Here is a 13448-nt window from a genome sequence, read left to right on the forward strand (position 1 = left end):
TATGACACTTCCTTTGTCTCTCATTTCTTTTATTTTACCATATGTTTCAAAAAAGATAACAGGCAACTCCAAACAAAAAAGCCGGGCATCTGCCCGGCTTTTTTGTTTTAAGCTATGTTTGATTTCTTTAATTCATTTGTGTAATTTAATGATTTTTGCTTATCAAACTCGCCTTCAGACTTGGACATTACAATAGCAGCTAAAGCATTTCCTACTACGTTAACTGTGGTACGCATCATATCAAGAATGCGGTCAATTCCTGCAATAAATGCCATGCCTTCAAGAGGGAAGCCCATAGATTCAAGTGTAGCAAGTACAACTACAAACGATGCCCCTGGTACACCAGCCATTCCTTTTGAGGTTAACATTAGCACAAGAAGGAGCTGAATTTGATCCATAATGGAAAGGTCGATGCCGTACATTTGAGCAATAAACAGCGATGCCAGCGCCTGATAAATGGTTGAACCATCTAAGTTAAACGTGTAGCCCGTTGGAATAACAAACGATGTAACCGATTTAGAACAGCCGAAGTCTTCCATCTTTTTGATAAGAGACGGTAAAACGGCTTCTGAACTTGCCGTTGTAAAAGCAAGAAGCAGCTCGTCTTTTAACACTTTTATCAGCGTAAACATGCTTGTTCCAGCCATTTTAGCAATAATTCCAAGAACCACAAGCACAAAGAAAATCATGGTGAAGTAAACGGCGAACACTAATTTTCCTAATGGAATAAGTGATCCGACACCAAACTTTATAATATTAACACCAATAAGTGCAAATACACCTACTGGAGCAAACTTCATCACCAAATTAGTTACCCAAAACATTGCATCCAAGACGCCTTCAAAAAAGGCTAAAACAGGTTTTCCTCTCTCTCCAATCGAAGCTACGCCTACACCAAACAGTACGGAAAATAAAATGATTGGTAAAAGATCGCCTTCTGCTACCGATTGAAAGACGTTTGTCGGAACAATATGAAGAAGCTCTTGAGCAATCCCTGTACTTTCAGACGTTTTTGCCGTTGCCTCATATTGAGAAATATCGCTTTTTTCAATATGTCCCATATCAACCCCTGCACCAGGGTGAAATAAGTTCGCGGCAATAATCCCCACTACAATAGCAATGGTTGTAACAATTTCAAAATAAAGAATTGTTTTTCCGCCAAGCTTACCTAATTTTTTGATATCGCCTACTCCTGCGACCGCTACGATTAATGCTGAAATCACAATCGGTACGACAATCATCTTAATTAAATGAATAAATATGTCTCCAATCGGCTGTAAAATAGAAATGGCTGTATCGCTTCCGTAAAAGATAGCACCTACAGCTACGCCTAAAATCAGTCCAATTAGAATCTGAGTTGCTAGACCTAACCTTTTCACTTTCTTGCTCCTTTCGCACAGTTGACTTTCATCCATCGAGCATATGCGGTTCCGCGAACCGTGTATAAATATACATCCTTACAGCACCTTATGTAAACAGTTCTTTACTAAAAGGATGTAAGGCCGCACATGCGAATTTTTAAAACTTACAGTTCTGTTTTATCATATCAAATAATTGTTGTATATTGAGATTTTTTTGCTAAGAATTTTTCTATTTTTGCTATTTCAGCGAATAAATTAAAAAAATAAAATTTTATATTGAAATATGCATTTTAGGTTAGTATAATACGATACATGTTTATTTTTATTATTCGAATATAAAATTCTGAAAATTTTAATTATTCAACACGATAATAAAAAGCATTTATAATTTTGGAGGTTTTAACGTGTCAAACAAAGTTCCTTTTTCATTTATAGTGGTTATTGGCTTTATGCTTTTTGCCCTATTCTTCGGCGCAGGTAATTTAATCTTCCCTGCAATGTTAGGTCAGTCTGCTGGAAGCAATATTTGGTCAGCAAACGCTGGATTTTTAGTAACGGGTGTAGGTCTGCCTCTTCTAGGCGTTCTCGCATTTGGTTTTTCTGGAAAAGAGGATCTGCAGTCTTTAGCTAGTCGCGTACACCCAGCTTTCGGTATTATCTTTACTACGATTTTATACTTGGCAATCGGACCGCTTTTTGCGATGCCAAGAACGGGAAGCGTTTCATTCGAAATCGGCGTTAAGCCTTTTTTATCAGAAAATTCAGGGCACCTTCCCCTTATCATTTTCACGGTAATTTTCTTTACTATTACCTGCTTTTTTTCGCTAAATCCTGCGAAAATTGTCGATTTAGTAGGAAAAGTTTTAACACCTATTAAATTAACGTTTATTGGAATATTGGTAGTTGTAGCCGTTGTGAACCCAATTGGAAAATTTGAAGCACCAAGCGAAGCTTATACAACACACTCATTTTTTAAAGGCTTCCAAGAAGGCTACTTAACAATGGATACACTAGCATCATTTGTTTTTGGAATTATTATTATTAATGCAATTAAAGAAAAAGGAGCAAAATCTAACCGACAAATTATCACAATTTGTGCAAAAGCTACGGCTATCGCTGCCGTTATTTTAGCTCTTATTTATAGTGCATTGTCCTATATGGGTGCTTCAAGCGTATCAGAGCTTGGACGTCTTGATAACGGAGGTACGGTTTTGGCTGAAGTATCAAATTACTACTTTGGCTCTTACGGAGGAATTCTTTTAGGTCTGATGATTACCGTTGCTTGTTTAACAACAAGTGTAGGTCTTGTAACATCTTGTTCATCTTTTTTCCATAAGCTGTTTCCAAGTGTTTCTTATAAGTTGATTGCTGTTATTTTATCAGCATTCAGCGCCGTTGTAGCGAACTTTGGTTTAACGGAATTAATCGCTATTTCGGTTCCCGTCTTAACAGCTATTTATCCGTTAGCTATTGTGTTAATTGCTTTAACATTCTTACATCCTTTATTTAAAGGACGTTCTGAAGTTTACCAAATGAGCCTTCTGTTCACGTTTATCGTTAGTTTATTTGATGGCTTAAATGCTGCTGGATTCAAAATTGCGGCAGTAAACGATCTGTTTACATCGATTCTACCTATGTATGGAGTAGGTCTCGGCTGGGTAGTTCCTGCTATTGTAGGAGGATTAATCGGTCTTGGCATTACCTTCCTTCGTACAAATGATAATACGAACAGAAACACTTCAAGAAAATTGATTAAATAAAAAGAGGATGCACTCGCATCCTCTTTTTATTATGGCGTATTATGAATAAGGAGTTTTTTTCTCCATTAACTTCACTTCTTCTCTTAACACATGTTTTTCGTATAGATATTTATCCGTACGTTGAAAATGATATTTATCAGCTTTTTCTTTTTCAGATGTGGTCAAAAGCACTCGATGATTAGAAGCATCTGACACACCAAACGTTTCATTTTGATAAGTAGCATACGGAGCTATAAAAAACACTTCTTCAACAGCATCACGAGGAACTTCTTTTGTGAAAGTCGTATCATTGTATGGAATGAATCCATTTGCTACATCGCCTTTATCATAGCTAATTAGCTTTACACCCCCGTTTTCCGTTTCATAACATTCGTAATCTCGTTCATTATATGCTGCATACAAACCTTTTCGAATCACAAAAAACCAGTCCTTTACATTGGGTTAGCAACCGCTGGTACAAATCGTTTTTCTTCTGCCACATAGGTAGCCACAAGTACTTCTTCCCCATTTACCACTTGGTATAGTTCCGCTCCGTTTGCTGGTGGATAATAGTTATCGAATTTGAACTCTGGAACGGTTTCCCCGTTTCGAGATCCTGTAAACCCATTAAGCGTACATGGAGGTCCGTCTGTTGTTTTTCCTCCGAACACAGTTCCGTAGGGAATATCAACGTGGCTTACCGCTTGCGATTTAAATTTGATTACACCATACGTCGATCCTTCTTCAGGAAACGGCCTTTTGCCTGAACCATCGATGTAATCTAAACGTAAGCTTTCAACAAAATCTTTGTAAGAAGTAATATCATGAACATCTTCAGCTTTAGCTACATACCCCCCCACTGCTGTATAAGATCCATCTACATACTTTTCAATATCTTTAGCAGGAATCGTTTTTTGCAGCAGCGTATCTTTTGTAAGGGGAGAAACAGAATCACGTATAGCCTTCATTACTTCTATTTCATGAGAAGTTAATGTTTTAACATCCTTTAATTTTAGTTCATTAAACTCTTTTTTTGTAAGATTAACGCGCTTCAGCACTTCATTAATTTTTTGATCAAAATCTTCTAAGCTTTCTAAATCTGAAGCCTTATAATGAGCATCAACTGTTCTTACATCTTTATGTACTTTTTTAACTTCGTTTAATTCATACTGTTCTACTTCATCAGCCGTTTTAAACGTTTCAATGCTTGAAATCGTTTTGCCATTCGTATCAGCTACAACGTAACCGTCTTCAGCTTTAATCACATATCCGACTTCTCCGTTACCTAACGCAATTAAGTCTGACTGTTGAAAAGCGGCTTTCTCTTTTTCTTTTTGAAATTCCTTATCTGTCATTCCCTTAGTAACGAGAGCTTTAAGTTCTGACGTGTCTTTACTGTCTTTTTGATTTGCTTCTACTTTCTCAGCTGTAACTGATGAAGTTTCTGTATTAGATGGAGAATGAGTGACTGTCCCGATCACAAAAATAAGACCAAACACAATCCCTATGCCATACAAAAATTTGCTTGTTTTATGAGCTCTAAATAAAATTCCTAACACAATACAAACAATACCTGCAATCAAGCTATCTACTAATAATAGATGTCCCAACCAAACCCCTCCTCTTTAATTCTTGTTTATGTTAAAAAAATCCATAAAAGAAGTCAATACAATTAATGTAAATAAAGTTTTAAATAGGAATATATTCATAATTATTACTAATTAATCCCTTTTAGTAGGTATCAAAAATAAAACACACCATCTAAAATAGATGGTGTGTGAAGTATAGTAAGTAATTAAGAAATTTGTTTAAGTTCTGATGAGAGTTTTAAAAACTCTTCTTTATTTTTCATCAATAGCGTGCGGTCGATTTCTTCTTTTAGCTGTGCTTTACGAAATTCTGCAATCGCCTTGTCTAGAATCATCTCAGCGAATAATGCATCAAGCACCTTTCCGTTGGATTTTTGCGGTGAATTAAGTAAATTCTTTTTCATAAGAAATCAACTCCTTGGCTTTTTTATAATATAACACAAATATTCTGACTTTTCAATCATTTAAACCAAGTATTTTAAATCTATTTTTTTTCACATAAAAAGGCCGCCCTTTTGTTATAAAGCGCGGCCTTTTATTACGAATCTGCGGCTTTTTCTTTTACTTCCGCATAGTAGTTTTCATATTCAATAAATTCAGGAGCCTGATGAGCTGCCATGATACCGTGGTAGCTGATATCTAAGCCCACTTCTTCTTCTTCTTCCGTAGATCGAAGCGGAACCACCAAGGAAATAACCTTTAACCCTATCCACGTCGTAACAAATCCCCAAGCGCATAGAGCGATTAACCCAAGAAGTTGAACGCCAAATAATGTCCAGCTCCCTCCTGTAAACACACCGCCGTCTGTAGAAAACAAGCCTACAGCCAACGTGCCCCATATTCCCGAAGCAGCGTGTACAGGAAAAGCTCCTACAGGATCGTCGATTTGACGTGCTTCGAGCCAGTTTGTAGCTGCCATCATTAATAAACCAGATACAGCTCCAATAAAAATAGCAGATGGTGTGTTAACAAAAGCGCACCCGGCCGTAATGCCAACCAGTCCGGCAAGTGATCCATTTATCACAGAAGGTGCATCTGAACGGTTGTAGCGAAATAAAGTATAAAATAAAGTAGCTGCTCCGCCTGCTGCTGCTGATAACATTGTGACAATAGCAATGTGACCAATTCTAACGTCAGTAGCACTTAGCGTACTTCCTGCATTAAACCCGAACCATCCAAACCATAATAAAAAAGCACCCACTGATGCAAGCGGCAAATTGCTTGGAAGAGAAACAGAACTAATTCCATTTTTCGTGAACTTCCCTTTCCTCGGTCCAATCATTATTGCAGCTGCTAAAGCTGAAAAACCGCCAAGAGCATGAATAACTGCCGAACCGGCAAAATCAAGCATCCCTAACTTACTAATCCATCCACCTCCCCAAATCCAGTGGCCGGCTATAGGATAAATAAATGTAGTCATCAAAATCGCATATAAAAGATATGCGCGGAAATTAATTCGTTCTGCCACCGCTCCAGAAACGATAGAAATGACCGCAATAACAAACGCACATTGAAACAGCCAAAACGTTTCAAGCCCAATTGGAATGTCAAGGTGCGATAAATTACCTGAGAGCGCAAAACCGCTTTTACCGACAACTCCACCTAAATCATCACCGTACATTAATCCAAAACCAATTAAATAGAAACAAAGCGTTCCTATTGTAATATCAGCGAATACTTTCATAATAATATTCACGCTATTTTTGTAGCGGACAAAACCTGCCTCTAGCAAGGCAAAGCCGCCTTCCATTAACAAAATCATCGCCGCTGTTAACACGACCCACGTTGTATTTATCCCTAAACTTAGTTCATTAACACTCATATCCCAACGCCTCCACTGCTTTTTAATCGTTTTATTTCTTGTACAATAGCAGGCGAAAGCGTAATTTCACTTGTTTCTTCATTTTCCGCTTTTATTAATTCAAGAACTTCATGAAGTTCTCGCATTTGTGCTTTAAGGTGATCAATTTTTTTAAAGCGCTCCTTTACGTATACCATATACTCGACCGCTTGATGCTGACTTAAAGGACGCCCGGTAAAAAATTTACGAAACGGTGATAGTGATTGATACCAAGCTTCTTCAGCACGTTTCTTCTCTTCGTATTTACTAATTTTCGTTTTTATATCTTCTATTTCTTGTGCTTTAGCTTCTTTTAACTTCATTATAAATTCAATTAATTTTAATTGAGGCAACGTAATGACCACATTATGATAAAGTTCATCCACTATAACCATGTTATATCTCCTTACATAAGATGTTATATTCTGATTATATGTAGAACACTATAGTAAGTCAATGTAATTTTTTGAAAACTCTTTAAATAGTAAATGCGCCCTATCTTTTTACTACTTATAGAATATTAAGTTCGTATGTGTTGAAATATGACGTTATTTGTTTTATCGTAGGAAGAGGAATCATGTTAGTTCCCTATTTTAATTTTATTTACCTAGGCAATTATTCGTTTTATTTTTTATAAACTTTTATTAAACAAAGGGTTACGAGGTTCTTCACTTATTTTTTCAACGAAATGAGTTGATTTTATCTCGTATTAAAATTAAAATAGAATTATGTGCAAGATTTCACAACTTCACAATGTAGTTTGAAAGTCTAGCAGATAACTAGGAACTACATATGCAACAGTATCCAGCAAAGGAGGACTTTTCATGTCTCAATCAACTATTCAAAAATCAGCTGCAGAGGAAAATGCTGCTGTACAAACAGAAGCGGCAGTTAACAAAGGTCAAGCGGATGTGTTAGATCAATTGTTAAAGCCTGAAGTACAAGAAGCTCTTACTGTTCTTGTAGATAATTTACCAAAATTATCTGAAATGGTAACGGTGCTTACAAAAACTTACGACGTTGCGCAATCATTATTAACTGACGACGTATTAAAAGAAGATCTACTTGGTGGAGTAAAAGAATTTATCGAGCCGGTAGAAGGAACAGTAAAAGGTCTTGCAGCTACTGCAATCGAAGCAAACGATCGTGCAGAAGCAAATGCTTCTAATTCAATCGGTTTATTCGGTTTATTACGCATGCTTAAAGATCCACAAGCTCAAAAACTATTCCGCTTTGCACAAGCGTATTTAGACATTACAAACGAAAAACAAAAATAATTTTCATTAAAAAGTGTGGACGGAGGATCGACTATGTCAAAACATATTTTAATTTTAGGCGGCGGTTACGGTGGTTTATTAACTGCAATGACAGCTCGCCAACACCTAAGTGCGGATGAAGCAAAAATTACAGTAGTGAACCGTTTTGCTACTCACCAAATCATTACAGAATTACACCGTCTAGCTGTAGGCGGCGTTTCTGAACAAGCGGTAGCTTTACCACTTGATAAATTACTTAAAAACTACAACGTTGATTTAAAAATTGCAACGGTAAAAGAAATCTCACCAGATCAACGTGAAGTATCTCTTGAAGATGGTACAAAATTAAGCTACGACTACCTTGTTACAGCTTTAGGTAGTGAAACTGCTTACTTCGGTATCCCTGGTTTAGAAGAGCACAGCTTCGTTCTTAAATCAGTAAATGATGCAAACCGTTTACGTGCACACGTAGAAGCTTGTATCGCTGAATACAGCAAAACAAAAAATAAAGCTGACGGTACAATCGTAGTTGGCGGCGGCGGATTAACAGGTATCGAACTTGTTGGTGAATACGCTGACTTAATGCCAAGCCTATGTCTAAAACACGGTGTTGATCCAAAAGAAATTTCTCTATACTGTGTAGAAGCAGCTCCTACAGTTCTTCCAGGCTTCCCTGCTGAATTAGTAGAGCGCGCTCAATCAAGCTTAACAAAACGTGGCGTTACATTTGTTACTGGTACACCTGTAACAAAAATGGATGCTACAACTGTTGAACTTAAAGACGGCAGCAAAATTGAAACAAAAACAATGGTATGGACTGGCGGAGTTCAAGGTAACTCTGTAGTTGCTAACTCAGGTATCGAAGTAAACCGCGGTCGTGCACTTGTAAATGAATTCTTACAATCTACATCTCATAAAGATGTATTCCTTGCTGGTGACTCAGCGGTTGTAATGGGTCCAGAAGGTCGCCCTTACCCACCTACTGCTCAATTAGCTTGGCAAATGGGTGAAGTTGTAGGCGTGAACTTAGCAGTAGCTATTCGCGGCGGAGCAATGGAATCATTCGTTCCTGTCTTCTCTGGTACACTAGGAAGTCTTGGACGCAAAGATGCAATTGGTACAATCGGCGGAAACAAAACGCAATTAAAAGGTTTACCAGCATCACTTATGAAAGAAGCAAGTAACGTTCGTTACTTATCTCATATCAAAGGATTATTTGCATTAGCTTATTAATCCGTCTTAAAACGAAAGAGGAATTCTCCTCTTTCGTTTTTTTATTTACATAAGCCAAGAAATAAGAAGCGGCAGCGTAATCAACGATAAAATAGCACTAATAACAAAAGCAGATGCCGTTTCGTTTTCCAAGCTTTCAAACCGCAAAGCAATCATCGCTGCTACAGCAGACCCAGGAAAAGCTACCAGTAAAATAGCTTTTGTCACTTCATCTGAAGACAACCCTATCCATACTGCAATTCCGAGCATAACGATGGGTTGAACCGCTACTTTTAAGACGGCTATCCCAAGCGCCCCTTTACTAAAGTTAATTTTTCCAATTCCAATCGTTACTCCTACCGCAAACAAAGCTGCTCCCGATGTAATACTTCCGATTTGATCAAGCATATCCTGTAAAAGTTTAGGTGACTGAAAACCGCAAAGGGTTAAAATCACTCCAATTAACGGTACACATGCCAAAGGCTCAGATAAACCATGCAAAATGGAATGAACCGTTACTTTAAATAAACTTGTTTTCTCTTCCCCTTCTTTTCGCCCCCGTTGTCCAACGGTTCCTAAAATCGTTGCCAGCGGATCTAAAATCGCATTCACCACGATTCCTGTTATAGCAATTGGAATCGCTACTGCGCCTGCACCAAACAATCCTCCGAGTACTGGAATGCCCATAAAAGCAAACGTTGGCTGAGCTGAGTTTAAGGCAAACATAGAAGAGGCAGTTAGCGTATTCTTCCCTGCATACTTCACGACAAGCAAGATAATGAGGTAAAACCCGACGATTCCTAAAATCAGCGCTACTAAAAACGGCCATTCGTCTATGAGTGTTTTTCTTGGCGTTGTCGTTACACCTACAAATAAGTGTGCAGGAAGCGCAAACTTCGTTACTAATGTGTTGAGCCCCTTAGACGTTTGCTTATCAAATTTTTTAAAGTGCCCTGCTAAATAACCAAGCAAAATGACAAAAAAGATAGGCGCGAGAATGAGGAAAATTTGACCTATGCTCATTTATCATTCACCTCATTCATCTTTTGCCTTAACCGGTTTATAAACAGGCTGCCATACCGCTGCTTCTACAAGTTCATTTACATTTTGCCTGGTAACAGTTGCTACGTTATCTTTTACAGCAGCATCAGCAACTGCTACAGCAACCGCCTTTGATACTTTTTGAAGATCTTTAATGTTGGGAAGAAGCGTGTCTCCTTTTGTGTCTGTTTCTGCTATACGCGCTACTGCATTGGCTGCTTCTGCAAACATAGATTCAGTAAACTTTTGAGCGCGAACCACAATTGCACCTAAACCAAGACCCGGAAACACAAACGCATTATTAGCCTGTCCGATTTCATAAGTGTTCCCGTTATATTCAACGGGTTCAAATGGACTTCCCGTTGCAATAAGGGCTTTTCCTTCCGTCCATTTTATAATATTTTCCGGAACAGCTTCAGCAAGTTTAGTAGGGTTGGAAAGAGGCATAATCACCGGGCGCTCTACATGTTTTGCCATTTCTTTAATGATTTCTTCAGTAAAAGCATCCGTGACGCCTGACGTTCCAATTAAAATTGTTGGCTTCACTTGCTTGACAAGCTCCAACAGTGAAATTTTATTTTCATCGTCTTTTTCCCATTCTTTAATCTCTTCATTTTGGCGAACATACGGCTGTTGAAAAGGAGCTAAACCTTCCATATCTTCGGTCAACAGACCTCTGTAATCATATGCCCAAAAACGATCATATGCTTCTTCTTCAGACAGCCCTTCAAGCATCATCGCACTATGAATACGATCAGCATTCCCAATTCCAGCAGATCCCGGTCCAAATACAACAACCCTTTGATCTTTTAGGGGCGTTCCTGTAATGCGCACCGCTGTTAAAACGGCTGCAAGAGTAATTACTCCCGTTCCTTGAATATCATCATTAAACGTTAAAATTTTATCGCCGTATTCTTTCATAATGTGACGCGCATTAATATTCCCAAGATCCTCCCAATGAAGAAGCGATTTAGGAAACTTGGTCGTTATTTCTTTTACAAATTGAGCAATAAAACGATTATAGTCTTCTCCTTTTACTCGTTCATGACGATTTCCTAAATACAAAGGATCTTCAAGAAGCTTTTTGTTATTGGTCCCCATGTCAAGAACAACAGGCAGTACGCGGCTTGGGTCAATTCCTGCTGCAGCCGTATAGACCGCTAACTTTCCAACTGCAATATTTATCCCTCCTACACCCCAGTCCCCAATGCCGAGAATACTTTCTGAATCCGTTACAACGAGCAAATCAATATCTTCGCTGTCGAGTCCTAAGTTTTCAATCGCATCACTTAATCGATCCGCTTCATTTACGGATAAATATAGTCCATCAGGTCGATGGTATTCATGGCTGTATTCTTGGATGGATTGACCTACAGTAGGCGTGTAAATAATGGGAAGCATTTCACTTAAATGATCGGTTAATAAACGATAAAATAAGACAACGTTCCGATTATGTAGATCATTCAACGAATTATTTTTTTGAAGATCATTCGGTGCTTTTTTGAACTGTTCATATGCTCTTTTTGCCTGTTCTTCTAACGTTAAAACCGTTGGAGGAAGAAGTCCCTGCAGATGAAGCTCTTCTCTTTCATCTTCAGTAAAAGCAGAACCTTTATTTAAATAAGAAGTGGATAAAACTGATTTTCCTTTTAGTGAAGTTGAAATTGACCCATCTTTGTCTACTTTATATGCTCTCATGTTTCTTTACCTCTTTTCTTAAAACAATTAGATAGGGTTAGGTTCAGCAAAGAGATATATTTTTAACCATTTATTTTTAATGAAAACAAAAAAGAGATTGAGCCATAACTACATCAATACAATCTAGAGACGAAAAAACGGGATAAATGAAACCTGTGTTCAACCTAACAATAAAAAAATCCGAACGATTTATCGTTCGGATCTTCCTTACACGAAAATACGTTTTTTCCCATCTCGTTTTTTATACCACGCTATAGTCTTCCTGCTCACTTTCTAAGTAATTAGGTGGATGTATATGTGAAGGCACAAGACATTCATAGCTTTCCCCTTCTAGTCTATCCTCCAGCTCTTGTTTGGCTTGACTAATCAGCTCTTGATTTTCTATCATTTCAATCGCCGTAGCCGCGATGGCTTTTCCAGCTAATAACATCGCATCATGGGCATACTCCGTTTTCCCTTGAGCAACAGCTTGCCATGTATGAAACGGCGTAGCATAAGCCCACGTTGCGGTCACGCACTGTGCAGTGGGAACATTCCAGCTAACGTCTGCGACATCCGTTGATCCTGTCATGAAGGAAACATTTTTAGACATAGGAGCAATTTGGTTGAAGACTGGATGATCCGCTAAAGCTCTGTCTAGCAGTGAACCCACTTGTTTTTTTGCTGCTTCTTTATCTTCGGCGGATGTAGACTCGTAAATAGCTTTGGCAAAAGCTATTTCTTCATGTTTCACTTCAGCCAAATTTATCTGCATCATTTGCTTATGCATGAGCTGCTCCATTGTTTGATTTGGAATTAGATTAGCGCAGGCTCCTTGAATTTCCTGTTCCATTTGTGTTTCAGTCATTAAAGCCGCTCCCTTTGCAATTTTCACAACCCGTTCATAAAGTTCTTTTACTTGAGATGGCTTCGGAGCACGAATTAAGTACATCACTTCCGCTTCTGCTTGAACAACATTAGGAGAAATGCCTCCGCTGTTTGTAATGGCATAGTGTACGCGCGCTTCATCTATCATATGTTCACGCATATAATTCACACCAATATTCATCAACTCTACAGCGTCTAAAGCGCTTCTGCCAAGGTGAGGACTAGCAGCTGCATGACTGCTTCTTCCTTTAAATTTAAAAGTTGCTTGCATAACCGCATTCGATGACGTATGCATAACACCATTAACGGTAGCGGGATGCCATGAAAACGCGACGTCTACATCTTGAAAAAATCCTTCTCGTACCATATACGTCTTTCCGTAACCACTTTCTTCAGCTGGACATCCATAGTATCGAACGGTCCCCGGGACATTTTTTTCTTTTAAATATTCTTTGACAGCAAGTGCAGCTGCTAGTGAGCCTACGCCAAGTAGGTTATGTCCACACCCATGGCCATTTCCGTTTTTTTTGACCGGATCTGCTACTGCACACTTATCTTTTTGACTCAGCCCGGTAAGCGCATCGTATTCACCGAGAATAGCGATGATCGGATAACCGCTCCCGTAACTTCCAATAAAACCTGTTTCAAGGTTAGCAATATGTGTACGAAGCGTAAACTCTTCTTTTTCTAACATGTCGCAAATCAGCTGTGCAGACTTATACTCTTCAAACCTCGTCTCTGCATATTCCCATATTTGATCACTGATTTGAGTTAGCTCGTTTCGCTTTTTTTCAATAAGTTGTTCGACTTCTTTAATAATACCCATGAGACATTCTCCTTTTTCT

General features: G+C 38.4%; 12 protein-coding genes. 3 read left to right on the forward strand and 9 right to left on the reverse strand.

Features of this window, described 5'->3' with window-relative positions:
- Positions 1-107 precede the first annotated feature (107 nt).
- Positions 108-1379, reverse strand: a complete 1272-nt coding sequence (locus AC3WJG_RS14880) for a cation:dicarboxylate symporter family transporter (RefSeq protein WP_028408299.1) — start codon at positions 1377-1379, stop codon at positions 108-110.
- Positions 1380-1765: 386 nt separating this feature from the next.
- Between AC3WJG_RS14880 and brnQ the strand changes: the two genes are divergently transcribed.
- Complete coding sequence (gene brnQ, locus AC3WJG_RS14885; protein WP_060746926.1) at positions 1766-3121, forward strand: branched-chain amino acid transport system II carrier protein; 1356 nt, start codon at positions 1766-1768, stop codon at positions 3119-3121.
- Positions 3122-3160: 39 nt separating this feature from the next.
- On the opposite strand, the gene AC3WJG_RS14890 is transcribed toward brnQ, so the two are convergent.
- The 5 genes from AC3WJG_RS14890 to AC3WJG_RS14910 all read right to left on the reverse strand — a co-directional run bounded on the left by AC3WJG_RS14890 (position 3161) and on the right by AC3WJG_RS14910 (position 6924).
- A complete protein-coding gene (locus AC3WJG_RS14890; protein ID WP_102812823.1) occupies positions 3161-3538 on the reverse strand; it encodes a UCP033725 family protein in 378 nt (125 codons plus the stop codon).
- 14 nt (positions 3539-3552) lie between these two features.
- On the reverse strand, positions 3553-4710 hold the full coding sequence (locus AC3WJG_RS14895) for a hypothetical protein (RefSeq protein ID WP_098249572.1): 1158 nt from the start codon (positions 4708-4710) through the stop codon (positions 3553-3555).
- Between the two features lie 185 nt (positions 4711-4895).
- Complete coding sequence (locus AC3WJG_RS14900) at positions 4896-5093, reverse strand: IDEAL domain-containing protein (RefSeq protein ID WP_013057324.1); 198 nt, start codon at positions 5091-5093, stop codon at positions 4896-4898.
- Positions 5094-5227: 134 nt separating this feature from the next.
- Positions 5228-6511, reverse strand: a complete 1284-nt coding sequence (locus tag AC3WJG_RS14905; protein ID WP_102812824.1) for an ammonium transporter — start codon at positions 6509-6511, stop codon at positions 5228-5230.
- A complete protein-coding gene (locus tag AC3WJG_RS14910) occupies positions 6508-6924 on the reverse strand; it encodes a hypothetical protein (RefSeq protein ID WP_013057326.1) in 417 nt (138 codons plus the stop codon). The genes AC3WJG_RS14905 and AC3WJG_RS14910 overlap by 4 nt, the downstream gene beginning before the upstream one ends.
- A 429-nt stretch (positions 6925-7353) precedes the next feature.
- Between AC3WJG_RS14910 and AC3WJG_RS14915 the strand changes: the two genes are divergently transcribed.
- Entirely contained in the window at positions 7354-7806 is a 453-nt protein-coding gene (locus tag AC3WJG_RS14915) for a DUF1641 domain-containing protein (protein ID WP_013057327.1), read from the forward strand.
- Positions 7807-7839: 33 nt separating this feature from the next.
- Positions 7840-9018: an NAD(P)/FAD-dependent oxidoreductase gene (locus tag AC3WJG_RS14920; RefSeq protein ID WP_013057328.1), complete on the forward strand. Its 1179-nt coding sequence runs from the start codon at positions 7840-7842 to the stop codon at positions 9016-9018.
- 45 nt (positions 9019-9063) lie between these two features.
- Here AC3WJG_RS14920 and AC3WJG_RS14925 read toward each other — a convergent pair whose 3' ends face one another.
- The 3 genes from AC3WJG_RS14925 to AC3WJG_RS14935 form a co-directional block, all read right to left on the reverse strand.
- The gene (locus AC3WJG_RS14925; RefSeq protein ID WP_028408294.1) at positions 9064-10020 is read right to left on the reverse strand and encodes an AEC family transporter; all 957 of its coding nucleotides are present in this window, start codon (positions 10018-10020) and stop codon (positions 9064-9066) included.
- Between the two features lie 12 nt (positions 10021-10032).
- On the reverse strand, positions 10033-11736 hold the full coding sequence (locus AC3WJG_RS14930; protein WP_337134369.1) for an NAD-dependent malic enzyme: 1704 nt from the start codon (positions 11734-11736) through the stop codon (positions 10033-10035).
- Between the two features lie 241 nt (positions 11737-11977).
- Entirely contained in the window at positions 11978-13429 is a 1452-nt protein-coding gene (locus AC3WJG_RS14935; RefSeq protein WP_098578702.1) for a M20 family metallopeptidase, read from the reverse strand.
- Between the last annotated feature and the right edge of the window lie 19 nt (positions 13430-13448).

This window comes from Priestia sp. FW507-14D1A (genome assembly GCF_058781295.1).

Coding starts and splice junctions, on each gene's coding strand:
- AC3WJG_RS14900 (WP_013057324.1), bottom strand. CDS start 5,093: ATGAAAAAGAATTTACTTAATTCACCGCAAAAATCCAACGGAAAGGTG.
- AC3WJG_RS14905 (WP_102812824.1), bottom strand. CDS start 6,511: ATGAGTGTTAATGAACTAAGTTTAGGGATAAATACAACGTGGGTCGTG.
- AC3WJG_RS14910 (WP_013057326.1), bottom strand. CDS start 6,924: ATGGTTATAGTGGATGAACTTTATCATAATGTGGTCATTACGTTGCCT.
- AC3WJG_RS14915 (WP_013057327.1), top strand. CDS start 7,354: ATGTCTCAATCAACTATTCAAAAATCAGCTGCAGAGGAAAATGCTGCT.
- AC3WJG_RS14920 (WP_013057328.1), top strand. CDS start 7,840: ATGTCAAAACATATTTTAATTTTAGGCGGCGGTTACGGTGGTTTATTA.
- AC3WJG_RS14925 (WP_028408294.1), bottom strand. CDS start 10,020: ATGAGCATAGGTCAAATTTTCCTCATTCTCGCGCCTATCTTTTTTGTC.
- AC3WJG_RS14930 (WP_337134369.1), bottom strand. CDS start 11,736: ATGAGAGCATATAAAGTAGACAAAGATGGGTCAATTTCAACTTCACTA.
- AC3WJG_RS14935 (WP_098578702.1), bottom strand. CDS start 13,429: ATGGGTATTATTAAAGAAGTCGAACAACTTATTGAAAAAAAGCGAAAC.